Source organism: Actinomadura sp. NAK00032, from assembly GCF_013364275.1.
GTDB lineage: Bacteria > Actinomycetota > Actinomycetes > Streptosporangiales > Streptosporangiaceae > Spirillospora.
Window position 1 is genome coordinate 8,686,655 of record NZ_CP054932.1, and the last position, 25,120, is coordinate 8,711,774.

At 73.1% G+C, this 25,120-nt stretch carries 26 protein-coding genes; 10 read left to right on the plus strand and 16 right to left on the minus strand.

The features are described 5' to 3' along the window. Window positions 1–81: 81 nt before the first annotated feature. On the plus strand, window positions 82–1,758 hold the full coding sequence (locus HUT06_RS39960) for a serine/threonine-protein kinase (protein ID WP_176200445.1): 1,677 nt from the start codon (window positions 82–84) through the stop codon (window positions 1,756–1,758). A gap of 1 nt (window position 1,759) precedes the next feature. Here HUT06_RS39960 and HUT06_RS39965 read toward each other — a convergent pair whose 3' ends face one another. The 8 genes from HUT06_RS39965 to HUT06_RS40000 form a co-directional block, all read right to left on the minus strand. Continuing rightward, window positions 1,760–2,350 carry a bifunctional DNA primase/polymerase gene (locus tag HUT06_RS39965; protein ID WP_254715635.1) on the minus strand — a complete coding sequence of 197 codons (591 nt, stop codon included), beginning with the start codon at window positions 2,348–2,350 and terminating at the stop codon, window positions 1,760–1,762. A 171-nt stretch (window positions 2,351–2,521) separates the two neighbouring features. Further along, on the minus strand, window positions 2,522–3,505 hold the full coding sequence (gene hemB / locus HUT06_RS39970; RefSeq protein WP_176200447.1) for a porphobilinogen synthase: 984 nt from the start codon (window positions 3,503–3,505) through the stop codon (window positions 2,522–2,524). 17 nt (window positions 3,506–3,522) lie between these two features. Beyond that, the gene (locus HUT06_RS39975; RefSeq protein ID WP_302931895.1) at window positions 3,523–5,085 is read right to left on the minus strand and encodes a uroporphyrinogen-III synthase; all 1,563 of its coding nucleotides are present in this window, start codon (window positions 5,083–5,085) and stop codon (window positions 3,523–3,525) included. A gap of 95 nt (window positions 5,086–5,180) precedes the next feature. Beyond that, on the minus strand, window positions 5,181–6,050 hold the full coding sequence (gene hemC, locus HUT06_RS39980; RefSeq protein ID WP_254715845.1) for a hydroxymethylbilane synthase: 870 nt from the start codon (window positions 6,048–6,050) through the stop codon (window positions 5,181–5,183). A 47-nt stretch (window positions 6,051–6,097) separates the two neighbouring features. Beyond that, entirely contained in the window at window positions 6,098–7,627 is a 1,530-nt protein-coding gene (locus tag HUT06_RS39985; RefSeq protein WP_176200449.1) for a glutamyl-tRNA reductase, read from the minus strand. Between the two features lie 72 nt (window positions 7,628–7,699). After that, window positions 7,700–8,440, minus strand: a complete 741-nt coding sequence (locus tag HUT06_RS39990) for a redox-sensing transcriptional repressor Rex (RefSeq protein WP_176200450.1) — start codon at window positions 8,438–8,440, stop codon at window positions 7,700–7,702. A gap of 280 nt (window positions 8,441–8,720) precedes the next feature. Next, window positions 8,721–8,972 carry a glutaredoxin family protein gene (locus HUT06_RS39995; RefSeq protein ID WP_176200451.1) on the minus strand — a complete coding sequence of 84 codons (252 nt, stop codon included), beginning with the start codon at window positions 8,970–8,972 and terminating at the stop codon, window positions 8,721–8,723. A 1-nt stretch (window position 8,973) separates the two neighbouring features. Beyond that, window positions 8,974–10,254 carry a putative quinol monooxygenase gene (locus tag HUT06_RS40000; protein ID WP_176200452.1) on the minus strand — a complete coding sequence of 427 codons (1,281 nt, stop codon included), beginning with the start codon at window positions 10,252–10,254 and terminating at the stop codon, window positions 8,974–8,976. 154 nt (window positions 10,255–10,408) lie between these two features. On the opposite strand from HUT06_RS40000, the gene HUT06_RS40005 reads away from it, so the two are divergent. The 4 genes from HUT06_RS40005 (at window position 10,409) to HUT06_RS40020 (ending at window position 15,399) form a co-directional block, all read left to right on the plus strand. Continuing rightward, window positions 10,409–11,035, plus strand: a complete 627-nt coding sequence (locus HUT06_RS40005; protein WP_176200453.1) for a sigma-70 family RNA polymerase sigma factor — start codon at window positions 10,409–10,411, stop codon at window positions 11,033–11,035. A gap of 116 nt (window positions 11,036–11,151) precedes the next feature. Further along, window positions 11,152–11,343 carry a hypothetical protein gene (locus HUT06_RS40010; RefSeq protein ID WP_176200454.1) on the plus strand — a complete coding sequence of 64 codons (192 nt, stop codon included), beginning with the start codon at window positions 11,152–11,154 and terminating at the stop codon, window positions 11,341–11,343. Between the two features lie 10 nt (window positions 11,344–11,353). Further along, entirely contained in the window at window positions 11,354–12,220 is an 867-nt protein-coding gene (locus tag HUT06_RS40015; RefSeq protein WP_176200455.1) for an HAD family phosphatase, read from the plus strand. 62 nt (window positions 12,221–12,282) lie between these two features. Next, entirely contained in the window at window positions 12,283–15,399 is a 3,117-nt protein-coding gene (locus tag HUT06_RS40020) for a BTAD domain-containing putative transcriptional regulator (RefSeq protein ID WP_254715636.1), read from the plus strand. Here the strand turns inward: HUT06_RS40020 and HUT06_RS40025 are convergent. From HUT06_RS40025 to HUT06_RS40040, 4 genes are all read right to left on the minus strand, one after another. Next, window positions 15,377–16,162: an ABC transporter permease gene (locus HUT06_RS40025; RefSeq protein WP_176200456.1), complete on the minus strand. Its 786-nt coding sequence runs from the start codon at window positions 16,160–16,162 to the stop codon at window positions 15,377–15,379. The two genes, HUT06_RS40020 and HUT06_RS40025, sit on opposite strands and share 23 nt — an antisense overlap. Beyond that, window positions 16,159–17,145 (minus strand): ATP-binding cassette domain-containing protein, encoded by a 987-nt coding sequence (locus tag HUT06_RS40030; protein ID WP_176200457.1) that lies wholly within the window; start codon window positions 17,143–17,145, stop codon window positions 16,159–16,161. Before HUT06_RS40030 ends, HUT06_RS40025 begins: the two co-directional genes overlap by 4 nt. Before the next feature lie 100 nt (window positions 17,146–17,245). Continuing rightward, a complete protein-coding gene (locus tag HUT06_RS40035) occupies window positions 17,246–18,289 on the minus strand; it encodes a CU044_5270 family protein (protein WP_176200458.1) in 1,044 nt (347 codons plus the stop codon). A gap of 2 nt (window positions 18,290–18,291) precedes the next feature. After that, on the minus strand, window positions 18,292–18,909 hold the full coding sequence (locus HUT06_RS40040) for an RNA polymerase sigma factor (RefSeq protein ID WP_176200459.1): 618 nt from the start codon (window positions 18,907–18,909) through the stop codon (window positions 18,292–18,294). 115 nt (window positions 18,910–19,024) lie between these two features. Between HUT06_RS40040 and HUT06_RS40045 the strand changes: the two genes are divergently transcribed. From HUT06_RS40045 to HUT06_RS40060, 4 genes are all read left to right on the plus strand, one after another. Next, on the plus strand, window positions 19,025–19,444 hold the full coding sequence (locus tag HUT06_RS40045) for a hypothetical protein (protein ID WP_176200460.1): 420 nt from the start codon (window positions 19,025–19,027) through the stop codon (window positions 19,442–19,444). Continuing rightward, window positions 19,441–19,779, plus strand: a complete 339-nt coding sequence (locus HUT06_RS40050) for a hypothetical protein (RefSeq protein WP_176200461.1) — start codon at window positions 19,441–19,443, stop codon at window positions 19,777–19,779. The genes HUT06_RS40045 and HUT06_RS40050 overlap by 4 nt, the downstream gene beginning before the upstream one ends. A gap of 235 nt (window positions 19,780–20,014) precedes the next feature. Continuing rightward, a complete protein-coding gene (locus HUT06_RS40055; protein WP_176200462.1) occupies window positions 20,015–20,350 on the plus strand; it encodes an RNHCP domain-containing protein in 336 nt (111 codons plus the stop codon). After that, a complete protein-coding gene (locus HUT06_RS40060) occupies window positions 20,350–20,760 on the plus strand; it encodes an RNHCP domain-containing protein (protein WP_176200463.1) in 411 nt (136 codons plus the stop codon). The genes HUT06_RS40055 and HUT06_RS40060 overlap by 1 nt, the downstream gene beginning before the upstream one ends. Before the next feature lie 55 nt (window positions 20,761–20,815). On the opposite strand, the gene HUT06_RS40065 is transcribed toward HUT06_RS40060, so the two are convergent. From HUT06_RS40065 to HUT06_RS40080, 4 genes are all read right to left on the minus strand, one after another. Then, entirely contained in the window at window positions 20,816–21,226 is a 411-nt protein-coding gene (locus HUT06_RS40065; RefSeq protein WP_176200464.1) for a hypothetical protein, read from the minus strand. Window positions 21,227–21,358: 132 nt separating this feature from the next. Next, window positions 21,359–22,234 carry an NBR1-Ig-like domain-containing protein gene (locus HUT06_RS40070; RefSeq protein WP_176200465.1) on the minus strand — a complete coding sequence of 292 codons (876 nt, stop codon included), beginning with the start codon at window positions 22,232–22,234 and terminating at the stop codon, window positions 21,359–21,361. A 311-nt stretch (window positions 22,235–22,545) separates the two neighbouring features. After that, entirely contained in the window at window positions 22,546–23,502 is a 957-nt protein-coding gene (pip, locus tag HUT06_RS40075) for a prolyl aminopeptidase (RefSeq protein WP_176200466.1), read from the minus strand. Then, window positions 23,492–24,238 (minus strand): hypothetical protein, encoded by a 747-nt coding sequence (locus HUT06_RS40080; protein ID WP_176200467.1) that lies wholly within the window; start codon window positions 24,236–24,238, stop codon window positions 23,492–23,494. The genes pip and HUT06_RS40080 overlap by 11 nt, the downstream gene beginning before the upstream one ends. Here HUT06_RS40080 and HUT06_RS44180 point away from each other — a divergent pair. After that, a complete protein-coding gene (locus tag HUT06_RS44180; RefSeq protein ID WP_217711635.1) occupies window positions 24,224–25,111 on the plus strand; it encodes a hypothetical protein in 888 nt (295 codons plus the stop codon). The genes HUT06_RS40080 and HUT06_RS44180 overlap by 15 nt on opposite strands. Window positions 25,112–25,120 lie beyond the last annotated feature (9 nt).

Below are 25,120 nucleotides of genomic sequence, written 5' to 3' on the forward strand. Positions count from 1 at the left end.
CAGTTCGGCGACTTGCCTTGACCTCGCGCCGTACGGGCCGATATTCCACCAAGTACGACATCGGAGGGATGGGCTTTCAACGTGGTTGACGGCTGGACGGTCCCGGGCTTCACCCACGAGCGGGAGCTCGGCGGGGGCGCCTCGGGCCGGGTGGTGCTGGCGGTCGACGACCCGACCGGCACGAAGGTCGCGATCAAATACCTCGACGGCGCGCTCGCGGCCGACGAGGCGTTTCTGGCGCGGTTCCGCGCGGCGGCGCGCCCGCTGTCCCAGCTCGAGGACCCCAACGTGGTCGACTTCTACGACTTCGTGGAGTCCGCGGACGGCGCCGCGATCGTGATGCAGTGGGTCGAGGGCGTCAGCCTGCGCCGGGTGCTGGCCGCGCAGGGCCCGAGCGGGCCGCTGGCGGCCCTGTCGCTGCTCGGCGGCGTCCTGCTCGGCCTGGCCGCCGCGCACGAGCACGGCGTCGTGCACGGCGCGCTGCGCCCGGCGAACATCCTGGTCGACGCCGACGGCAACGCCCGGGTCACCGACTTCGCGACGGCGCCCGCCGGCACCGAGGTGCGGTCCGGCGCGCAGTACGCGGCGCCCGAGCTGTGGGACGGCGAGCCCGCGACCGTCGCCACCGACCTGTACGCGGCCACCGCGGTCTTCTTCGAGTGCCTCACCGGCCGCCCCCCGTACGCGGGACGCAACATGGCGCGGCTGCACCGCGAGGCGGCCGTCCCGGCCGAAGAGGTGCCGGGGCCGCTGCGCACGCTCATCCACCAGGGCCTCGCGAAGGAGCCGCAGCACCGCCCGAAGTCCGCCGCCGACTTCCTCGGCGCGCTGGAGGACGCGGCCGTCTCCGCCTACGGACCGTCGTGGGAGGCGCAGGGCCGCGGGCGGCTCACCGAGCTCGCCGCGCAGGCCGCGCTGCAGCCGGAGCCGCCGAAGCCCAAGCCGTCCCGCAGCAGCGGCCGCAACCCGGTCGTCGCCGGCAAGCAGCCCGGCCGCCGCTCCCGCGCGCCGTGGGTGGCCGCGGCCGTCGCCCTGGTCGTCCTCGCCGGAGGCGGCGCGGGCGCGGCGACGCTCCTGAAGAAGGACGACACCGCGCCGCCACCGCCCGAACCGGTGCCGACGCCCGCGCAGACCAGCAGCCCCCAGCCGACGCTGCCGGCCGGCGGCGTGAACCCGGCGCCGCTCATCGAGCGGATCGACCGGGCCGTCGCGCAGACGCCGGGCGCCACGTTCAGCTACTGGCAGACCGGCTGCTGCGCCTTCCCCCTCACCGGCAAGGGCACGCTCGGCCCGGCGGCCTACTCGATGACGATCAGCGGGTCGGGCGCTGCCCGCAAGCCGGTGCGCGCCGTGATCGTCCAGGACCGGCTGTACGTGCGGGCCGGCAAGAAGTGGCGGCCGTCGGCGTTCGGCGGGCGCGGCTACCCGGCGGTGGCCGACCAGGTCCGCCAGGGCAGCTCCGTCGCCAACCTCACCACCCTGCTGCGGACGGCGACCAAGCTCACCAAGTCGGGAACGATCTACGAGGGCGCGGCGCCCGCCGCGAAGCTGGCGCAGGCCCCCGGAGTCGGCCCCATGTACGCGCGGATGGCGCAGGCCACCGGTGCCGAGCAGATCACCTTCGCCATCAAGCTGGACGCCCGCCAGCGCCCGGTCAAGTTCTGGGTGCGCGCCGGTGCCGAGAAGGGCCGCAACCAGGTGCAGCACGGCTCCTACACCAAGTGGGGCGCCGAGCCCGCCATCAGCGCCCCGCGCTGACTCAGGCGCCCTCGCAGGCGTCCGCGAGGACTTCCAGGAGGCGCAGCGGGTCGGGCAGCGAGTCGCGCTCCGGCGGCCGCACCCAGGCCACCTCGCGCCCGTACGGCAGCACCGACGGCGGCGCGACCACGTAGCTGTCGCGGCAGTGCCACCGCATGCCCGGCGTCTCGGCGACGTCCTCGGGCAGGGTGTCGAGGTGGCACGACCACCACTCGTCCTCGTCGACGGGCGCGCCGCGGGTCGCGACGAAGAACAGGTACCGCTCGTCCCCGAACGACGCGACCGGACCGACGGGACGCTCGTCCCGCTCGATCCGGTCGAGGGCGATCGCGCCGGCGGCGGCCGGGACGTCGAACACGTCGAAGACCCGGCCCGTCGGCAGGATGATGTTGGCCTCCGGGCGTTTCTCCCACCAGCGCCCGATCACGTCGGGGTCGACGCTGGCCTGGTGCGCCCAGGCCGCCGATACCGGATGCGCGCCCGGGTCGGGACACCCGATCCGGTCGCAGGAGCACGCCCGGTCGGCGCCGACGTGGGCGCCCGGATAGCACGGCCACCCGAGCTCCGCGTACTCCCGCGCGACCGCGGCCATCCCGTTGTTCCGTGCCGCCTTCTGCCGCCTGTGCCCAGTGACCGCCAGCATCTCGCCCCCCAATAGCCCAAGGTCGCGCGTGGGTTCCTTGGTTACCGATGATGCCCGCCCGCGTCACGCCCAGACACGGCAACCCCCAGAAAACAACCCTAAGTAACTAGGGCCCCGGGGCTAACGCAACCTTCGTGCAGCCTCCGTGGCCCAGTAGGTGAGGATCATGTCGGCACCGGCGCGGCGGATCGAGACCAGGGACTCCATGATGGTGCGGTCGCGGTCGATCCAGCCCTTCTCGGCGGCGGCCTCGATCATCGCGTACTCGCCGCTCACCTGGTAGGCGGCGACGGGCACGTCCACCGTGTCGCGGACGCGGCGGACGATGTCGAGGTAGGCGCCGGCGGGCTTCACCATCACCATGTCGGCGCCCTCGTCGAGGTCGAGGAGGACCTCGCGGATCGACTCGTCGGCGTTGGCCGGGTCCTGCTGGTGGGTGGAGCGGTCGCCGAACTGCGGCGCGCACTCGGCGGCGTCGCGGAACGGACCGTAGTACGCGGACGCGTACTTCACCGAGTACCCCAGGATCGCGACGTCGGGGTGGCCGGAGGCGTCCAGCGCCTGCCGGATCACGCCGACCTGGCCGTCCATCATGCCGGACGGGCCGACCACCGCCGCGCCCGCCTCGGCCTGCGCGACCGCGATGGAGGCGTACCGCTCCAGCGTGGCGTCGTTGTCGATCTCGCCCGCGTCGGTGAGGATGCCGCAGTGCCCGTGGTCGGTGTACTCGTCCAGGCACAGGTCCGTCATGACGACGGTGGCGTCGCCGAGGTCGGACGCGAGGTCGCGCAGCGCGAGCTGGACGATCCCGTCGGGGTCGTCGGCGGCGGAGCCGGTGCCGTCCTTCACCGCCGGGATCCCGAACAGGATGAGTCCGCCGACGCCGGCCTCGGCCGCCTCGTGCGCGGCCTTGCGCAGGCTGTCGCGGGTGTGCTGGAACACGCCCGGCATGGACGCGACCGGCTGCGGCTCGGTGATCCCCTCCTTGACGAACATCGGCAGGATGAGATCGGCCGGCGCGAGCCGCGTCTCGGCGACCAGCCGGCGCAGCGCGGGCGTGCGGCGCAGCCGCCGCGGCCGGGCGACGGGAAACTGTGCGGACATGGGTTCCTCTGGGTGGTCTACTTCCGGCGCCGGGCCCCCCGGCGCATCTGGCTGGGCTTGCGGAGCGGGTCCCCCGCCTCGATCTGGGCCGCCCGCCGGTTCGCACCGTACTCCGCGAGCGCCTCGGCGAGGGCCGATACGGACGGCTTGTCCGCCATGACGTCGACGCGCAGCCCGTACTCCTCCGCGGTCTTGGCGGTCTGCGGGCCGATCACCGCGATCACCGTCACGTTGTGCGGCTTGCCGGCGATGCCGATCAGGTTCTTCACCGTGGACGACGAGGTGAACAGCACCGCGTCGAACCCGCCGCCCTTGATCGCCTCGCGGATCGGGGCGGGCGGCGGCGCGGCGCGGACCGTCCGGTAGGCGGTCACGTCCTCGCACTCCCAGCCGAGCTCGGTCAGCCGGGCGATCAGCACGTCGGTGGCGATGTCGGCGCGCGGCAGCAGCACCCGGTTGATCGGGTCGAGGTCCTCGTCGTAGGGCGGCCACTCGCGGGCCAGGCCCTCGCCGGACTGCTCCCCGGCCGGGACGAGGTCGGGCTGGATGCCGAACTCGACCAGCGCGGCGGCGGTCTGCTCGCCGACCGCGGCGACCTTCAGCCCGGCGAACGCGCGGGCGTCGAGGCCGTAGTCGACGAACTTCTCCCGGATCGCCTTGACCGCGTTGGTGGAGGTGAACACCACCCACTCGTAGCGGCCGGTGACGAGGCCCTTGACGGCCCGGTCCATCTGCTGGGGGGTGCGCGGCGGCTCGACGGAGATCGTCGGGACCTCGTCGGGGACGGCCCCGTACCCGCGCAGCTGGTCCGACAGCGACGCGGCCTGCTCCTTGGTGCGCGGCACCAGCACCCGCCAGCCGAACAGCGGCTTGGTCTCGAACCACGACAGCCGGTCGCGCCAGGCCACGACGTCCCCCACGATGATCATGGCGGGCGACTCCATGCCCTTGGTGTCGGACGCGAGCTTGCTCAGCGTCGAGACGACCGTCTCCTGCTCGGTGGTGGTGCCGAGGCTCGTCATCGCGGCCGGGGTGGAGTCCGGGCGACCAGCCGCGACCAGGCCCTTGGACACCTCGGCGACCGCGCCCTCCGCGCCGATGATGACGAGCGTCGCGGAGTCGCTCGCGAACGCCTCCCAGTCGACGCCGCCGGACGAGGCGTCCACGAACCGGAACTCGCGGTGCTCGGGGTCGGTCAGCGGGATGCCCGCATAGCCCGGCACGCCCGTCACCGCCGACACGCCCGGCACGACCTCGAACGGCACGCCCGCCTTGTGCAGCGCGGCGCCCTCGACGGCCAGTCCGCAGGCGACGCCGGGGTCGCCGGCGAACATCCGGACCACGCGCCGGCCGGCCTGGGCGGCGCGGACGGCCATCTTCACCGGGTCGCCCTCGGCGGTATCGACGATCTCGGCGTCCGCGCGGCAGTGCGCGAGGACGTCGGCGGGACAGTGCGCGCGGCTGACGATGACGGTGTCGGCGCGCTCCAGCTCGGCGGCGGCGCGCAGCGTCAGCAGCCCCGGGTCACCGGGGCCCATGCCGACGATCGCGACCGTCCCCGGCTCCGTCGTCCGGCGCACCGCCGGGGACGCGGCCGGCGCCGCGCCCCTCGCGGTCTTGCCGGTCTTGCTCTCGCCCGCCCTGCTCTCGGCGGCGGTGCTCTTCGCGGCGGGGCTCAATCGCGCTCCCCCATCAACTGGTCGGCCCCCTGCGCGAGCAGCCGGGCCGCGAGGTCGCGGCCGATCTGCTCGGCGGCATCCGGGTGGCCGCTTGCGGACAGCCTGATCTGCCGGCTCCCGTCGTAGGCGGCGACGGTCGCGGTCAGATGCAGCTCTTCATCTACTTCGGCAGCGTATGTTCCCACGGGCGCGGAGCAGCCCGCCTCCAGCACCGCGAGGATCGTCCGCTCGGCGGTGACGGCGCGCCTGGTCGGGGCGTCGTCGACCGTTCCAAGCAGCTCCAGCAGGTCGGCCCGGTCGGCGCGGCATTCGAGGGCGAGCGAGCCCTGGCCGGGCGCGGGCAGCATCTGGTCGGGGTCGAAGACCTCGCCGACCTCCGCCAGCCGCCCGATGCGCTTCAGGCCCGCGTGCGCCAGCACCACGGCGTCCAGCTCACCGTCGGCGATCTTGCGGAGCCGGGTGTCGGCGTTGCCGCGGATCGGGACGATCTCCAGGTCCGGGCGGAGCGCGCGCAGCTGCGCGACGCGGCGCGGCGAGCCGGTGCCGACGCGGGCGCCGCGCGGCAGGTCGGCCAGCTTGGACGGCCCGCACAGCGCGTCGCGGGGGTCGTCGCGGCGCGGCGTCGCGGCCAGCGCGATGCCCGGCGTCTGCGACGTCGGCAGGTCCTTCAGCGAGTGCACGGCGAAGTCCACCTCACCGGACAGGATCTTGTCGCGGAGGGCGTTGACGAACACGCCCGTGCCGCCGATCTGGGCGAGCAGGGCCTTGGAGACATCACCTTGCGTCGTTACCCCGACCAGCTCCACGGCATGCCCGGTCAGCCGGGTCAACGCGTCCGCGACGCCCTGCGACTGCGTCGTCGCCATCAGGCTCTTGCGGGTGCCGAGCCGCAGCGCGCGGCCCTTGCCAGTAGTCACGTCTCGTCTCCTTCGCGCCCCGGAGCCGCGTCCCGGGCGCTGACCGCCCGGACGCTCGCGGCCTGGGCGTTCACCGTCTCCACGTTCACACCGTCCGGCGGCACGGCGCCCGGCACGGTGCTCACCACGTTGCTCGCCGAGTTGCCCGCGGGCATCGGCGCGGGGCTGACGCAGTCCGCCTCCGCGCACTCCGGCGCGATCTCGGCGGCGGGCTCGTCCTCGCGCATGTCGGCGCGGGCCACCGCCTGGGGGGCCTTGGGGTCCAGGTCGAACAGCTCGCGCAGCGCGTCGGCGTAGGAGTCGCCGCCCGGCGCCGCCGCCAGCTCCTTGACCCGGACGGTCGGCGCGTGGAGCAGCTTGTCCACCACGCGCCGCACGGTCTGCTCGATCTCCTTGCGGTCCCGCTCGTCCAGCTCCGGCAGCCGGCCGGTCAGCCGGGCCAGCTCCGCGTTCACCACGTCCGCGGCCTTGCTGCGCAGCGCGACCACGGTCGGCGCCACGGCGGCGGCGCGGGCGGCGCTGAGGAACGCCTCGACCTCCTCGCACACGATCCGCCGGACGGCCTCGACGGCCGCCGGGCCGATCGCCTTCGCGGCCTCCTGCGCGGTGCGCAGGTCGTCCAGGCCGGCCAGCTCGACGCCGGGCAGGTCGCCGACGGACCGCTCGATGTCGTGCGGCAGCGCCAGGTCCAGGAAGAACCGGCGCCGCCCGTCGTCTCCGACGCCGCGCGCCGTCAGCTGCGCGGCCGTCAGCACCAGGCCGGTCGCGCCGGTGCAGGACACCACGAGGTCGGCGCCGGCGAGCGCGTCGTCCAGGTCGGCCAGGTCGATCGCGCGGGACGGGACGTCCAGCGACTCGGCGAGGCGGGCGGCGTTCGCGTACGTGCGGTTGGCGATCACCACCTCGCCCGCACCGGCGCGGCTCAGCGTGGCGGCCGCCAGCGAGCTCATCGAGCCGGCGCCGACCACCAGCGCGCGCGTCCCGTCCAGCGGGCCGAGGTGCCGGGCGGCGACGTCCAGGCCCACGCTGACCAGCGACGCGCCGGCCTTGTCGATGCCGGTCTCGTGGTGGGCGCGCTTGCCCACCCGCAGCGACTGCTGCAGGACGTCGTGCAGGTCGCGGCCGAGCGTCCCCTCGTCCTGCGCGAGCTTGAACGCCTGCCGGATCTGGCCGAGGATCTGGCCCTCGCCGACGACCATCGACTCCAGCCCGCACGCCACCGCGAACACGTGCTGGACGGCCCGCTCCTCGTAGTGGACGTACAGGTGCCGGGACAGGTCGTCCATCGGGACGCCGGAGTGCAGCGCCAGCAGCTCGGAGATCGCGGAGACGCCGCCGTGGAACTTGTCGACCACGGCGTAGATCTCGACCCGGTTGCACGTCGAGACGATCGCGGCCTCGACGACGTTCGCCGAGTCGTGCACCGCGTGCAGCAGCTTGACCAGGTCGTCCCCGGCCACCGCGGCCCGCTCCAGCACCGCCACGGGCGCGCTGCGGTGACTGAGACCCACCACCAGAATGCTCATGCCGCGTCCTCGCTCATGATCGCCCGCCTCGTCCCCGCCCACTGCCGGTTCCGGTCCCCGCCGTGACCGCGCTCATGCTTCAACCGTCTCTACGTACTGCGAAGTCCCGGGCGGCGTGTCGCCCGGGACCAGCGGGGCGAAGCCGTCTGGTCCGCCGGCCTTGCGCTGCTCGTGGAACGCGAGGATCTGCAGCTCGATCGACAGGTCGACCTTGCGCACGTCGACCCCGTCGGGCACCGACAGCACGACGGGGGCGAAGTTCAGGACGCTGGTCACGCCCGCGGCCACCACGCGATCGCACACTCCCTGGGCGGCGCCCGCGGGGGTCGCGATCACGGCGATGGACACGCCGTGGCCCGCGATGATGTCCTCCAGCCCGTCGATGTGCTCCACCGTCATGCCGGAGATCTCCTGCCCGACGATGGCCTCGTCCGCGTCCAGCAGGCCCGCCACGCGGAAGCCGCGGGACGCGAAGCCGCCGTAGCCGGCGAGCGCACGGCCCAGGTTACCGACCCCGATGATCGCGATCACCCAGTCCTGGGTGAGGCCGAGCTCGCGGGAGATCTGGTAGACGAGGTACTCGACCTCGTAGCCGACGCCCCGGGTGCCGTAGGAGCCGAGGTGGGACAGGTCCTTGCGGAGCTTGGCCGAGTTCACGCCGGCGGCCGCCGCCAGTTCCTCGGACGAGACGGTCGCGACGCCGCGCTCCTGGAGCCCGGTGAGCGCCCGCAGGTACACCGGGAGCCGCGCGACGGTGGCTTCGGGGATGCCGCGGCCCGCGCGGTCGCGGTGCCGGTTCTGTCGAGGTGTCACGGCCTGCTCTTCAAGCTCGACGCTGGAGACGGGGCGCCGGATGGCCCCCTCGCCCCGGCCTGCGCGGCTCGGTAACGGCCTGACGACCGCGGCCCGACCGCCCCCAGGGCTGGCCACCAGGTTAAGCCTTTGTGAACACGCGCACAAAGTCACCCCCCGGTCGGACGGGCCGGGCGGACGCGCGGAAACGCCGCCCTACTGGGCCTTCCAGCCTACGGGCCCACAACCCGAATGTCGTTCGGATGTGACCGACCCGACACCCCCGGCGGGTTCTCGCCGGTCAGCGCGGCTTGCCGACGGCGGCGCGCAGCCGGGCCTCGTCGACACGCCAGAAGTCGTGCTGGACGCCGTTGACCAGCGTGACCGGGATCTGCTCCCAGTACCGCTCGTAGTCGGCCTCCGACTTCGTGATGTCCCGTTCCTCCCACGCGACCCCGAGGTCGCCGGCGACCCGCTCGATCACCGCGCGGGCGTCGTCGCACAGATGGCAGCCCGGCTTGCCGAGCAGCGTGATCATGATCTCGTCCGGCATCTCACCTCCCGGGGACGCCCGGCGCCGGCAGCGGCACCTTGGCCGGGCCGAGCTTCAGCTCGATCACGTTCGTCGCGAGCACGTGCGTGCGCGAATCCGCCAGGAACCGGCGCAGGTGCGCCTGCCCGCGGTGCGCGGCGAACGCCGCCTCGTCCCGGAAGAGCTGGTAGAAGATCCGCTGCGTGGGGCCGCCGACCACCTCGTGGCAGGCGAAGATCACCGTGTCCGGCTCGGCCGCCAGCGCGGCCTTCACCAGGTCGGCGGCGAGCCGGTCGAAGGCCTCCTCGCGGCCGTCCAGCAGCGTGTAGACGGTGATCTGGCCGCACGCGTTCGCCAGCTCCCCGCCGGCGGCGGGCGCCGGAGCGCCGGGCAGGCCGGGCAGCCCGGCGGGGCCGCCCAGGCCGTCGACGGCGGTCGGCCCGGCCGGGTTGTCGGGGAAGCGCAGCTCCTCGACGGACGGCTCCGGGAAGCGCAGCTCGCCGCGCCGCGGCTCGGGCGAGGGGGTCGGCGCCGGGACGGGCTCGGCCTTGGCCGCGTACGGCTGCTCCTCGTAGCCGGTCGCGGGCTGGTAGCCGTCCTGGTCGTCGTAGCCCTCGTAGTCGTCGTAGTCGCCGTCCTCGTCGTAGACGGGGATCGTGCGCATCGCGCCGTACCAGACGAGCCCGACCGCGGCGCCGAGCGCGATCACCGCGAGCGGCGCCGGCAGGAACCCGCGGGTGCCGCTGACGACCAGCACGCCCGCGAGCGCGACCAGCGCGACCGGGATCAGCAGCTCGGCGGCCTCCTGGTCCTGCTTGCTCGCCAGCCACGCGGTGACGCCGGTGCACGCGACCAGGGAGACCACCGCGACGACGTGCGCGCCGTCGACGAGCAGCAGCGGCAGCGCGTCGTAGGTGGAGCCCGGCTTGGGCAGGCTCTTGGAGAGCGAGCCCTTCAGCGGGTCCAGGATGAGGATCACGATCGCGACCACCGTGTAGGAGATCGCGAACAGCCATCCCGCGAACCGCACCTGCACGTAGCGCGCGATCAGCTCGACCATGCCGAGCGCGAGCCATACCGGCCCGATCAGCGCGGCGCCGAGCTCCATGACCCGGAACAGCGGGCCGTTGAACCCCATCATGAAGCCGAGGGCCATGCACAGCAGCGCGAGCGTCAGCCCGACCTGGGTGAAGGACCACGCGATGAGGTAGAGCAGCCGGTCCTTGTAGGCGCGCTGAACCAGCAACCCGGTGGCGGCCAGGGCGCCAAGGGTCGCCAGAAGCGCGAGAAGAGCGGAGACCATCGCGCCTAATGGTGCCCGATGCCGCGAGCGGACGGGTAACCGCGCCGCTGAAGACCGGGAAAGACCCCATGAAACCGGCCATTGCTTCCCGTACCTTCCGGTATCTAGAGTGGCAGATCACGCCGGAGGTCGCGTACGCCCCGAGGAGAACTGCATGAGCAGCTTGTCCCTCGATGCCGGGGTCATCCCGCTTCCTCGGCGTTCCCGGCGGGCCGAGCCCGGATCCGACCGGGCCGAGGTCCTGAAGGCGCTGGTCCTGCGCGCCCGGGACGGCGACGCAGACGCGTTCGGCTCCCTCTACGACCACTACGTCGAACTCGTCTACCGGTACATCTACTACCGGGTCGGAACGCACTCCCTCAGCGAGGACCTGACGAGCGAGACGTTCCTGCGCGCCCTCCGCCGCATCTGCGACTTCCACTGGCAGGGCAAGGACTTCGGCGCCTGGCTGGTGACGATCGCCCGCAACCTCGTCGCCGACCACTTCAAGTCCGGCCGCTACCGGCTGGAGGTCTGCACGGCCGAGCTGATCGAGCCGGACCGCCACCACGAGGGGCCGGAGCGGACCGTCCTGGACGCGCTGACCAACCGGACGCTGCTGCTCGCCGTCCGGCGGCTCGGATCCGAGCAGCAGGAGTGCGTCGTCCTGCGGTTCCTGCACGGCCTGTCGGTCGCCGAGACCGCGCTGGTCATGGGCAAGAAGCCGGGCGCCATCAAGGCGCTGCAGTACCGCGCCGTCCGCTCCCTCGCCCGCATGCTCCCGGACGACCTGCGCCGCTGACGCACCCCCGGCGCGCGGGGTGGGCCGTAACCCGGCCCACCCGCCGATCGTTTCTCCGGTCAGAGGCGCACGCGCGCCCGGCACACCGCAAGGGAGCGGCCGATGAGAACCGGGCTGTGAAGACGAGACGGGGAAGCACCATCGAGCAGGGGAACGTGCTCGCCCGGCTGCGGGCGGGCGGGGGGACGGGGCCGGATCCGCGGTTCCGCGAAGTGCTGCGTGAACGGCTGGTGGCGGCCGCGGGCGACCGGGATGAAGACTGCCGCAACCGCCGCCGGGAGGAGGGCCGCGGGGAGGCGGTTGACTAGGCTTCGCCTCATGCGGCGATTCTGGCAACGCGACGTGGACCACAAGAGCGCCGGGGAGGCCGCCGCCGCGGCAGCGGCCCCGCCCGGTCCGCTGCCCGTGCCCGACCCCGCCGCCGCGGCGTTCTTCGACGTCGACAACACGATGATGCGCGGCGCGTCCATCTACTACTTCGCGCGCGGGCTCGCCGCCCGCAAGCTGTTCACCATGCGCGACCTCGCGATGTTCGCGTTCGGGCAGGCCGCGTTCCGGCTGCGCGGCAGCGAGAACTCCGAGCACATCGGCAGCGCGAAGGAGGCCGCGCTCGCCTTCGTCGCCGGGCAGCGGGTCGACAGGATCGTCCGGCTCAGCGAGGAGATCTACGACGAGGTGATGGCCGACCGCATCTGGCACGGCACCCGCACCCTCGCCCTCCAGCACCTGGACGCGGGCCAGCAGGTCTGGCTCGTCACCGCGACGCCAGTCGAGGTCGCCCGCACGATCGCGCACCGCCTCGGCCTCACCGGCGCGCTCGGCACCGTCGCCGAGACCCGCGAGGGCGTCTACACCGGCCGGCTCGTCGGCAACCTCCTGCACGGCCCGGCCAAGTCCGAGGCCGTCCGCGCGCTCGCCGCCCGCGAGGGCCTCGACCTCGCCCGCTGCTCCGCCTACAGCGACTCGATCAACGACCTGCCGATGCTGACCGCCGTCGGCCACCCGCACGCCGTCAACCCCGACGCCGAACTGCGCGCCCACGCCCGCGACCACGGCTGGCCGATCCACGACTTCCGCACCGGCCGCAAGGTGACGATGATCGCCCTCCCCGCCGCCGCGGGCGCCGGCGCCCTGGCCGGCGGCGTCGCCGCCGGCGTGGCCCTCCGCCGCCACTACCGCACCTGACCCCCGGTCCCGGCGGAAGTCGAGATCTATCGCGTTTTCCGGGGACGTCCTACGCTGTCTTCGTGGAACTGACGTTGCTGTCGCGGGTCGCCTGTCGGGGACGGGACGTCACGAGTCCCCGGGTGCTGGGGCTGCTCGCGCTGCTGGCCGCCGAGGCGCGGGGCGGTGTGTCCGTTGCGCGGCTGGTCGAAGGGCTGTGGGCGGACGGTCGTCCAGAGAACCCGGCCAAGGCGCTCCAGGTCGTGGTGTCGCGCGCGCGGTCGCAACTGGGTGCGGACGTCATCGAGAGCACGCCCGCCGGGTACCGGCTGGGGCTGGACGAATCCGAAGTGGACGCGACCGCCGTGCTGCTCGCCGCGGCGGCGAGCGCGCGTTCCGCGCGGGAGGGCGACCATGCGGCGGCGCTCGCGCACGCCGAGCAAGGGCTCGCACTGTGGGACGGGCCGCCGAAGCCGGACGAAGGAGGCGACCCCCTCTCCGTGCTGCGCGCGGAACGGGCCCCGTCCTACGGGACGCTGCGCCGTGCGCGCGCGCTGGCGCTGGCCCGGCTCGGGCGGCATCAGGAGGGCTTCGACGCGCTGCGCGTTGTCGCGGGCGAGCATCCGCGCGACGAGGAGGTCCTCGCCGAACTGCTGCGGTGCGAGGCCGCGACGGCGGGGCCGTCCGCCGCGCTGGCCCGCTACGAGACCTACCGGCGGTCGCTGCGCGACTCGCTCGGGACCGATCCGGGCGCGGCTCTGCAGGGCGTCCAGGAGGAACTGCTGCGGGACGAGGTCCCGGTGGTCCGGCGCGGTGTCGCGCACGAGCCGAACGCGCTGCTCGGACGCGACGGCGACCTCGCCGCCGTCCTGGAGCTGCTGCGCACGTCCCGCGTCACCTCGGTCGTCGGCACGGGCGGGCTCGGCAAGACGCGGCTGGCGAACGCGGTGGCGCGGGACGCGCCGCAGCGCACGGTGCACGTCGTCACGCTCGCCGGCGTCGCGCGGGACGGGGACGTGGAGGGCGAGGTCGCGTCGGTGCTCGGCGTGGGCGAGACCCGGCGGGCGCCGCGCCGCCCCGGCGGGACGCTCCCCGGGATCGTGGACGCGCTCGGCCCCGGCCCGGTCCTGCTCGTCCTGGACAACTGCGAGCACGTCGTCGACGGCGTCGCCGGCCTGGTCGGCGCGCTGGTGTCGATGACGCGGGACGTGCGGGTGCTGGCCACGAGCCGCGCGCCGCTCGGCCTGTCGTCGGAGTCGGTGTACCCGCTGCCCGCGCTCGACCTGGACGCGGCGGCCGAGCTGTTCCGGCAGCGGGCCTCGGCGGCGCGCCCCGGCGTGGGCCTGCCGTCCGGCACGGTCGAGGAGCTGTGCCGGCACCTGGACGGGCTGCCGCTCGCGGTGGAGCTGGCGGCGGCGCGCGTCCGGGTCATGTCGGTGCCGGAGATCGCGCGCGGGCTGGACGACCGGTTCGCGCTGCTGCGCGGCAACGCCCGCGACGCGCCGTCCCGGCACCGGACGATGCACGCCGTCGTCGACTGGAGCTGGACCCTGCTGTCGCCGTCCCGGCGGGCCGCGATGCGGGCGCTGTCGATCTTCTCCGGCGGCTTCACCCTGGACGCGGCCCGCCATCTGCTGGACGGCGACGCGCTGGACGTCCTGGAGGACCTCGTCGGCCAGTCCCTGCTCGCCGCGGCCGAGGACCGCACGGGCACGCGGTTCCTGATGCTGGAGAGCGTCCGCGAGTTCAGCGCGTCCCACCGCGAGGCCGAAGGGGAGACCGAGCGCGCGGTCGACGGGCTGCTCGCCTGGGCGCGCGAGTTCGGCGCGGCGCACCACGAGGCGCTGTTCGGGCCCGACCCCGTCGCGCCGCTGGACCGCGTCCGCGCCGAGCAGGACAACCTCCTCCAGGCGCTCCGGCACGGGCTCGCCCGGCGGGACGGCCCCGCGGTCGCGGCGGCCACGGCGGTGCTCGGCGGCCTGTGGACGCTGGAGTCCGCCTTCACCCGGATGATCACGGTGGTGGAGGAGACCTCTGGCGTGCTGAGCCGGTTCCGGCCCGGCCCGGCGAACGTCGGCGTCACCCGGACGGCGCTGGCGCTGAGCGTCCTCACCACGGTCATGCTGAAGGGGCCGCGGGTCACCCGCGCGCTCATCGCGCTGCGACGGCTCCCGCCCGCGCCGCCGGACGGCCTCGTCCGGGCGCTGGCGGTCCTGGTGGCGTCGGCGCCCGAGATCCTCGGCTCCGACTGCGCGGCGCTCGACCGGATGCGCGACGGCGGCCAACCGCTGCTCGCGGCCCTCGCGGACTGCGTCACCGGCTACATGCGCGAGCACGAGGGCGACCTGGCGGGCGCGCTGGCCGCCACGGAGGCGATGGCGGAAGTGGCGGAGACCGCCCCTTCGCCGTGGCTGCGGCTGATCGCCCACTCGCGGCTCAGCGAACTGCTGATGCAGGTCGACCGGCCGCGAGACGCCGCGCACCACCTGCAGGTCTCGCTGGACTTCCTCGGCTGCTACGGCTGGCCCGACATGTTCGGGCTGCTGTGGTCGCTCGCGGCCGTCCACATGCACCTCGGCCGGCTCGACGACGCGGAGCGGCTCCTGGAGCAGTCCATCGCCGAGGGCCCGTACGACTCGCCGGGCATGCCCACCTTCAGCCTCGGCGCGCGCGCGGAGATCGCCTTCGGGCGCGGCGACACCGAGACGGGCCTGCGCCTGTGGCGGGAGGCTGCGGCGTGCCTCGCGGACGAGGACATCCCCGGCCCCGCGGCCGGTCTCGACCCGTGGACGGTGGACACCCACTGCGTCGCCGTCATCGCCCACGCGCGGCGCGGGCGGCTCGACCTCGTCCAGGACCTCGCCGACGGGCTGCCCGGCAAGCTCGCCGCGCTGCTCAACGAGGCGGCACCCCAGCTGCCCGCCTCGGTGATGGGCCTGCCCATCTGCGGGGAGCTCCTGCTGGCGCTCGCCCTGACCGACGAGGACCGGACCCGCGCCGCGCGCCGGATCGCGCTGGCGGAGCGGATGCACTTCAGCCGCATCTTCCAGCCGACCATGTCCCCCGCGGCCGCCCGCCGCACCGCCCTCGACGCCGACGAGCCGGCGTACCGCGCCGCGGTGGCGGAGTACGCCGGCCTGTCCCGCGAGGGCCTCTGGGACGCCGCGCGGGCGCTCGCTACCGAGGCGCCTTCCGGTTGAACAGCACCTTCGACGTCGCGTAGCCGACGACGGCGAGCCCCGCGCACCAGGCGGCGGCGGCCACCGCGTCGGTCCCGTCCGGCGACGTGACCAGCAGGCCGCGCAGCGTCTCGTTGATCGGCGTGAACGGCTGGTACTCGGCGAACCACCGCACCCCGGCCGGCATCGCCTCCGGCGGGACGATCGCGCTGCCGAAGAACGGCAGGAACTGCACGATCATCGGCGTGTTGCTCGCGCCCTCGGGGTTCTTCGCCAGCAGCCCCATCATGACGCCCACCCAGGTCAGCGCGAACGTGAGCGCCGCCAGCAGCCCGGCCGCGGCGAGCCAGTCCAGGACGCTCCCGCTCGCCCGGAACCCCATGGCGACGGCCACGCCGATGACCGCCGCCGTGCTGAGCAGCGTCTGGATCATGCTGCCGATCACATGGCCGGTCAGCAGGGACGCCCGCGCTATGCCGAGCGTCCGGAACCGGTCCACGATGCCCTCGGTCATGTCGACGCACACCGAGACCGACGTCTGCAGGCACCCGGACGCGATCCCCATCAGGATGATCCCCGGTGCCACGTAGTTGATGTAGTCGCCCTTGGCCGGGCCGCCGACCCCGTCCCCGAGCACGTTCCCGAACACGCCGACGAACAGCAGCATGATGAAGATCGGCATCATCATGCCCGCGAGCGTCAGGGACGGGTAGCGCAGCGCGTGCCGCAGGTTGCGGCGCAGCATCGTCGCGGAGTCCGTCATCGCCAGTGCGAGCGCGCTCATCGTGCGACCTCCTCCTTCTGCTCCCTCTGCTCCCGCTGCTCCTTCCGCTCCTCCTGGCCGGTGAGGGCGAGGAACACGTCGTCCAGGTCGGGCGTGTGCACCGACAGCTCGTCGACCTCGACGGCCGCGTCCTCCAGCCGCCCGAGCAGCGCCCGCAGCGACCGGACGCCGCCGTCGCTCGGCACCTGCAGGGCGAGCGCGTCGTCGTCCCGCGCGGCCTCGCCGAGCACGCGCGCCGCCGCGTCCAGCTCGCCCGGCCCGGCGAACCGCAGCCGGACGTGCCCGCCCGGGACCAGGCGCTTGAGCTCCTCGGACGTCCCCTCGGCGACGATCCGGCCGCCGTCCAGCACCGCGATGCGGTCGGCGAGCTGGTCGGCCTCGTCCAGGTACTGCGTGGTCAGGAAGATCGTCACGCCGCCGCGCACCAGGCCGCGGACGATCTCCCAGGTCGTCCGCCGGCTGCGCGGGTCGAGCCCGGTCGTCGGCTCGTCCAGGAAGATGATCTGCGGGCTCCCGATCAGTGTCATCGCGATGTCGAGCCGCCGCCGCATCCCGCCCGAATAGGTGGCGACCGTCCGCTTGCCGGCCTCCACCAGGTCGAACCGCTCCAGCAACTCGTCGGCGACCCGCCGCCCGGCGGCCTTCCCCAGATGGTGGAGGTCCGCCATCAGGATCAGGTTCTCCCGGCCGGTGAGCAGCCCGTCCACCGCCGCGTACTGCCCCGTGACGCCGATCGCCTTGCGCACCCCGTCGGGGTTCCGCATGAGATCGCACCCGGCGACGCGCGCCTGGCCCCCGTCCGCCGGGATCAGCGTCGACAGGATCCGCACGGCCGTCGTCTTCCCCGCCCCGTTCGGCCCGAGCAACGCGAACACCGTCCCCCGCGCCACCTCGAGGTCCAGCCCGTCCAGGACGGCCTTCTCCCCGAACGCCTTCCGCAGCCCGACCGCCGAGATGGCCGTCTGCCTCGCCTCTATCTCCATGCGGAGAACACTGGGGCCCGCCGCCTTCAACCCGCTTTCACCCCGGCTTCACCGGGTTTCGTGACCCGGCGCCCGTGAGCGCCGCATCACTCGCCCGCCGCTAACCGACCGTGCCGAGCGGGTAGTCCGGGACGGTGTTCGTCCAGCCGTAGGAGACGATCGCGCGGTAGCCCGTCACTGTCGCGGGCTTGCGGACGTCCTCTTGCGCGAGCATCCGCCCGGTCGCCGGGTCGATCACCAGCCACTCCTCGCCCTTGCCGCCGTCGGCGACCGGGCGGGCGATCGCCGTCCCCTTCCGGCCGAGCGGGTCGGTGACCTGACCGACGACGCGGAGGCCCGGATCGGTGGCGAGCAGCCGGTACATCGCGCCCAGCGTCTTCGGCGACGCGGGCGTGGTGCCGATCTTCTGCGCGTTGGAGAAGAGCCATTCCGCCGGGTCGACCGGGCCGCCCTCGGCCTTCACCAACCGCTTGAGCGCCTGCGCCAGGAAGATCTTGAGGTCCTCCGGGTCCTCCGGGAGCCGGCGCACGTCCGGCGGCGTGAGGCTGCCCCACTCCTGCAGGCGGAACGCGTGCCCGCCCGGCACCTTGACCTTCGTCCAGCCGGTCGGAGGGCTGTCGGTGGTGCGCTCCGGCCGCGGCTTGCCGCCGTCGTCGATGACCTTCGGCCCGCCGTGCGGCGCGGGGCCGAGGTAGCGGCTGCCGAGGCTGCGGGTCGCGGACCACGCCTCGCGGCCGGGCCCGGCGTCCCACCACCCCGTCTGCGAGGTGTGGTCGAAGATGCCCGTGCCCAGGATCACCTTGATGCGCTCCTGCGACACCACGTGCCAGTACTTCCCCCTGGTCAGCGGCGACCGCTCGACCGTCGACGCCGCCGAGAGCAGCACGGTCCGGGCCGACATCGGGGCCGTCTCGTCGGGTGCGCGGACGGCGGTGCCCGACGACATCCCGACCGCGATGGCGGTCACCCCGGCGACCGTCCCAGCGGCCAGCACCGGAGCCGCGATCCGCCACCGCGGCATCGAGAACCGGGGCGCCCGCCTGCGCGACCGCACCTCCCGCTCCAGCCGCGCACGTCCTTCCTCGACCGACCGCCGCGACGGCTGCTCGTCGAGCAGCGTGCCGATCATCCGCATTTCGTCCATCGCTACAGACCTTCCAGTTCGAGGGCGGCGCGCAGCTTGCGGCGCGCGCGGTTGAGACGGGAGCCGACCGTGCCGTACGGGATGCCGAGCGCGGCCGCGACCTCGTCGTGGCCGAGCCCGCTCAACGCCACGAGCAGCACGACATCGCGCTCCTTCGCCGACAGCGCGGCGAGCGCCCGGGCCAGCTGCGGCTGGAGCCCCTCAGCCGTCACCCATGTGACGACCCGCTCCTCGTGGCTGCCGACGGCGGGATCGGCGCCGACCCTGGCGAGTGCCTGGTAGCGGCGGGTCTCGGTGCGGCGGTGCTGCGACACGAGCTTCGTCGCGATCCCGAAGAGCCAGGACCGCAACGTGCCCTTGCCCTGGTCGAAGCTCTTGCGCCGCCGGAACGCGACCAGGAAGGTCTCGGCGGCGATGTCGTCGGCCGGCTGCGAGCCGAGACGGCCGGCGACGTAGCGGTAGATGACCGTGTAATGACGGTCGTAGACGGCGGTGAACCGCTCGGGATCGCGCAACGACTCGCTGATGAGCCGCGCGTCCTCCGCGTTCACCGCCCGATGCGCCGCTCCGGGCTCCGACGTCCTGTCGTCGTCGGGCGGCGCATCCACGGGGTAGGCCATGGGGGGAACCCTCCGGGATCATGTATCCGGCTGTCACCCAGACTCCGCCGCATCCCCCGATCCCTTTCGCTCTCCCGCACCCCGGTTCCAGGACGGCCGCCGCTAAGATCACGCCGTGGGCGCCTTCTCCGACCACTACGGGACGCGCAGCCTCACCTTCACCAAGATCGTCCTCACCTCTGAGGACGCCGGCGTGATCGCTCGCCTCCGCGTCCCCCGGCACCCCGACCAGGTGGACAGACTCACCTTCACCGAGGAGGGCCTCGACGGTCCGTCCCCCGCGAAGGTCAGCGCCGCCGACGACCTGGACCGCATGTCCTTCACCCTCCAGGACGTGCCCGCGCTCGAGGACGTCGTGAAGATGGTCGACACGGCCCTGGCCAAGACGAAGTACGAAGACGGCCACGTCGAAACGATCGCCGTGACCCGGACCGGCTCCGTCCCGGAGATCAGCGTCGCCGTCTCGTCCCCCCGCGCGGACGCCGTGGTGACCTTCAAGGCGGACGGGCGCTTCACCAAGGTGACCCGGGCATGAGCCCCCGTCGCGCCGCACTCGTCACGCTGGCCGCCATGGTGCCCATCACCGCAGTGCTGACGCTCGTAAGCAGCAGCCTCGTGCCGATCCAGGTCAGTCTCACGGCGCGGTGGCTGTGCGACGCGCCCTACACCGATCCGTTCGTCGTCTCCGACCGGGTCGGCAAAGGCACCAACTACACGCTGTACTGCACGGGTTCGCGCGGCGAGCGCCAGAACGCCGGCTGGATGGACCCGTTCCTGATCACGTGGGCCGTGTACTACCTGATCCTAAGCCCGATCACCAGCCTGACCGTCCTCTTCCGCAAAGCCCTCTACCGGACGGGGAACGAGTAGCACCGCCTCTTCCCGGCCGCCTGGTGACCTCTGGGAAAACCAGTCGCGCGGGTGGTGGGGCCGTGTCTACGGTGGTGGGCCAGTCCAGATCGCGTGTACCTGGCCTTGTGCCTTAGGAAGAGGGTTTATGTCCCGGCCCGTGCCGAGCGTTACTCGGCGCCGTCTGTAACCGTTCGCCGAGACCGCTCGGCCGCCTCTTGCTGTCTTTCGACGACTCTCAGCAAGGAGCAACCGGGTGTCCGACACCTTCCTCTGCATCAAATGCGGTCTGACCGTCACCGTCCGCGCGTCCGACGGTACGCGCCGCAACCACTGCCCTGCGTGCCTGCATTCCGAGCACGTCACCGACCACATCGAGGGCGGCCGGAGCGACTGCCGCTCGCGCATGATGCCCATCGCCATCGCCGTGCTGCGCACCGGCGACTGGATGGTCATCCATCGCTGCGTGGGCTGCGACCTGCTCACGTCCAACCCGGTGTGCTCGGACGACAACCAGCTCATCCTCATGCGCATGGCAGTGCGCCCGCTGGCGCAGCCGCCGTTCCCGCTCGAACCGTTCGGGTCGTTCTGATGCCGCGGCGAAAGAACCCGCGGGGGCGGCGGCCCCAGCGGCACAAGGACGTCCTCCATATCGAGGGCGGGCGCGCCGGCGCCTTCCGCTGCGTCGGGTGCCGGCTCGATGTGTCGCTGGACGCGCCGGGCAGCGCGCACCGCAACCACTGCCCGAACTGCCTGGTCAGCCTGCACGTGGACCACCGCGTTCCGGGCGACCGCGCGTCCGCGTGCCGCAGGCGCATGGAGCCGCTGACGCTGTCCGCGCGCTCCGACGGCGAATGGATGATCATCCATCAGTGCCAGACCTGTGAGAAGGTCAGCGCCAACCGCATCGCCGGTGACGACAACGTGCTCGTCCTGATGCGCCTGGCCCTGAAACCACTCCAGGACGGGGCCATCGCCACCCGCACGATGCTCACCCTGTGAAGGCCGAGGTGGGCGGTGCCGCACCGGCACCGCCCACGACGGGTTCCCTCTGTTCTCAGCAGCGCTCGCTGGTCTTGGCGGACGCGCCGTTGGGGATCCAGCCGATCGCCTGCGTGCAGTGCGCGAGGGTGTTGGCGCCGAGCGACCAGATCTCCTTGGCCTTGGTCCGGCACTGGGTGCCCTCCAGCGTCCTGGTGTTGTTGTCGCCAATGGCGGCGCACGCGTTCCAGGAGCTGTGGGAATTGCGGTAGCCCTCCCAGACGTACACGTAGGCCCAGTTCTTTCCGCATCCCTTGAACTGCTTCACCGAGGCGAAGGTCTGCCCGCCCGAGTAGATGTGCGCGGTGCTGCCGATCTGCACGGTGCCGGAGCAGCCGGGCGCGGATTCGGCGTTGGCGACGGCGGGAATTCCCACGACCGCGGGCACGGCGAGGAGGCCGGCCAGGGCCGTCTTGGCGAGGTTCATGACGTCGATCGCCCTTCTGTTCTGGGTCCGTCCGAGCGCGGACGGACCCAGACTCACAGTGGGCGGTGTTGTCCGGTACGGCGGCTGACAAGGCATGACATTGTCTGACACACAGGGAACGGGCGGCCCTGGTCACTCGACGACGTTGACCACGAAGTAGATGGGCCTGGCGCCGGGGAGGAACTGCTGTCCGCGGCCGTCCACCATCTTCCAGCCGACCCAGCAGGAGCCCGGACGGCCCGGCGCGACGACCGGGACGCTGATGCGCACCCGCTTCCCCGGCGCGGTGTCGGGGACCCGGACCTTTCCGGGCGTGGAGCAGGTTCCGTTGTCAGCCGGCAGATCCGCCCTTTGCAGGAATCTGCCGTGCCATTGGGCGGTCCCGCTGTTCCTGATTTCCCACGTCTTGATGAACCGCTGGCCGACTTTCACCGACGTCCCGTCGGGAATGGTGACGTCGCCGACGAACGTGCTCCTGTCGCCGCTGACGAGTGGGCTGGGCGGCGGCGTCTCCCGGGCCTCGGTGGCGCGCGCCTCGGGACGCCCGTCCGCGTCGGCCTGCCGCAGGTACCAGGACGCCGCGCCGGCGATCACCAGCCCGGCGCAGGCCGCGCCGACGACGATGTATCTGCGGACCGGTCTCCCGGGGCCGTCGCCGGGCACCTCGACGATGTCCCGGTGCTCGTCCGGGTCCGGGGTGGGCTCCGTTTCGCCGGCGGGCTCCTGCCCGGTCTCCTCGGTGCCGAGCGCGGCGGACCAGCGGACGCGCCACTCCTCGACGTCGCCGCCGCACACCTCGACGAACGCCCGCGTCGTCAGCCAGCTCGGAAAGCGGATGCCCTTCGCCGCCTCGTGCAGCGTCGTGTGGCTGACGGTGCCCGACCTGCCGGCCATCGTCCGGAACGACGGGTTGCCCGCGGCGGCGCGCAGGGCCCGCAGATCCCTGGCGAACCGTTCCTGCCGCTCTCGCTTTCCTTCCACCGGCATCGAGCCGGCGCCCTCGGGCAAGGCTTCCTCCAGTCCTGCCGTCCGCTGACCGGAGGCGATCGGTGACGGAGGTCCCGCCGCGCGCCGCAGTTTCCCGGACGCGCCGCGTACACAGGCATGATCTTGCAGAAGTCCTTTTCCCGGCGCAACCGCCGCAGATTCTCGTGGACCACGGCGGCCATGACGCCGCCGGTGAAAGCGCTGTCAGGATGTGCTGACGCGCCCAGGTCACACAGCCGCACCGCCGAACGGCCTTCGACACTTCGCCCGCGACGCCCCCGCCTAAACCTCACAGCCGTGACCGCTTCCGGCTAGATCTCCGGCGCCCGGGGTCATGCCGCGCCCGCCGCGAAGGCGTCGAGAGCCTCGACGACATGGCCGCGCACCGCCGCGCTGCCCAGATGGCCCGCGTCCTCCACGACGATCAGTTCCGAGCCCGGCCAGGCCCGGCTGAGCTTCCAGGCCGTGCCGAGCGGCCCGCCCATGTCGAGCCGCCCGTGGACGAGCACGCCCGGAATGCCCGCCAACCGGTCCGCCTCCCGCAGCAGCACTCCTTCGTCCAGCCAGGCGCCATGGGAGAAGTAGTGGGCGCAGATGCGCACCAACGCCAGCCGTGCCGCCGCCGGACGATCGCCGTACGGGTTCGCGGCGCCCCTCGTCTCCCCGGACAGGACGGCGTCCTCCCAGGCGCACCAGTCGGCCGCGACCTGCTCCCGCATGGAGGCGTCGGGATGCTCCATCAGGCGCGCGTAGGCGGCGGTGATCTCGCCGCCGGTCCGGGCGCCGGGCGCCCGCGCGGCGAACCGCTCCCACTGCTCGGGGAAGAAGCGTCCGACTCCCCGGTAGAGCCAGTCGATCTCCGACCGGCGCGTGGTCGTGACGCTCGCAATGACGATCTCCGACACATGCTCCGGGTACTGCTCGGCGTAGGCGAGCAGGAGCGTGGAGCCCCACGAACCGCCATGAAGCAGCCAGCGGTCGATGCCGAGGTGCTCGCGGAGCCGTTCCATGTCGTCGACCAGATGCCACGTGGTGTTGTGCTCCAGGCCGGTCTCCGGGTCGCTCGCGTGCGGGGTGCTGCGCCCGCAGCCGCGCTGGTCGAACAGGACGACCCGGTAGCGCTCGGGGTCGAACGGGCGGCGCATGCCGGGGCGGCATCCCGACCCGGGACCGCCGTGGACGACGAGCGCCGGCTTGCCCCGGGGATTGCCGCTGACCTCCCAGTACACCCGGTGACCGGCGCCGACATCGAGCATTCCCGTCTCGTGGGGCGCACGCTCAGGATGCATCTGCTCCGCTTCCGTCGATTCCGTGTTCGGACGAGTGCGGGCGGTCGGCGATCGCCATTGCCCAGTCGTAGAACGCCGCCGGTTCGCCGAGTTCCTCTTGGACGGCCCGGTCGACGATCGGGGCATTGGCGGCATTGAGGAGGTCGAACAGGCCGAGATAGGCCCACTCCCACACCATCGCGTCGAAGTTGTAGGCGTGCATCAGCGGAGTGAGGCGCCGCCGGATCTCGGCGACTTCCCGCGAGGAGAATCCGGCGCCGTCCAATCGGACGAGGGTGGCCCGTTCCTGTGCTGGCTCGAACCGGGTGTCGAGGAACGGTTCGAGGAGGTCGCCCCACACATCGAAGCGGAATCTCCTGGTGACGCCGTTGCGGGCGCAGAACCGTTCCATCTCGGACTGCTGCCGCCAGGAGAGGAACAGGGTCTCGCCGAAGGTCGTCCGGATCTCGGGCCGCATGGCCTTCCAGTCGGCGTCGCGGATCCGCGACGGCTCGATCACCCCGGCGGGGTGGACCGTGGCGCCGCGAAAGCTGTACCGCCGGAAACGGATGTGGTCGTCGGCGATGGTTGCCTCCATCGGTTCAGAGTGGTCCTTCCGCGGCGCACCGGGAAAGCGGCCGCGCTGTGAGATGCGCCTCCGCGTTCCGGTATCGCCGGGCCGCTTTCGCGCGACCGGCTCACCACATAGGGTGACCTGAACGACACGCAGGAGGCCGGACGAATGGACGCCGCGCAAGCGATTTCCCTGGTGGTGGAATGGATCCGCTCGCGCGGCCTGGATTACCCCACGACCGGATTGGCGGCGGACCGCTTCGCGGCGGGCTGGAGCGTGTACGCGCCGGTCGAGGTCGACGAGAGCGACCCGATGGCGTTCCTCGACATTCCGGTGGGGCGGTCGGTGTTCCTGGTCGGCGACTCCGGCCGCGTCGAGGAGGTGTCGTCGTCGGTGCCGCCGCAGGTCGCGCAGGACGAGTTCACCGCGCGCGAGCGCGCCGTCCAATCCGGCAACGACCCCCGCACCCCGCATGACGCGTGGCCCCCGCGCGCCGGGCTGGACGCCGACGAGTACATGGCCGAGTTCGTGCGCTGGCTGGAGCAGGACGGAGACGGGGGCGAGCCGGCCGTCAGCGGCTTCACGGTCGTCGGTCCCGAACCGGGCGGCGCGGCGGGCTCGGCCGGCGCGGAGGCGGCGCGGGCCGCGCGGCTGATCGAGCCGATCGTGCAGGAGTTGGCCATGCTCGGCCCGCCGGGATGGGAGTGGCTGCGCGCGGAGTTCGCCTTCACGGTGTCCGCCGAGATCGCCCACCTGCGGTTCACGACCCGGCGGCGGACGGTCGTCGCGCCGGTGCCGGAACCGGTCGCCGTGCTGGTCCGCGACCAGCGGCTCGCCGCGGCGGAGATGCCCGCCGGGCCCTGGTGGCGGCTGCTGCTGACCGTCACCGACCGCGGCGAGACGACCGTGGGCTACGACTACGGCGACGGCCCGTTCCCCGACGACCAGCTCCTCGCGCCCGAGCACTACCTCAACGACCTGGAGGCGTTCCCCCGCCCGAACGTGGCGCCGTGGCTCGCCCGCTACGTCGACGAGGCGGAGGACTTCCCCTACTGACCCGGGCCG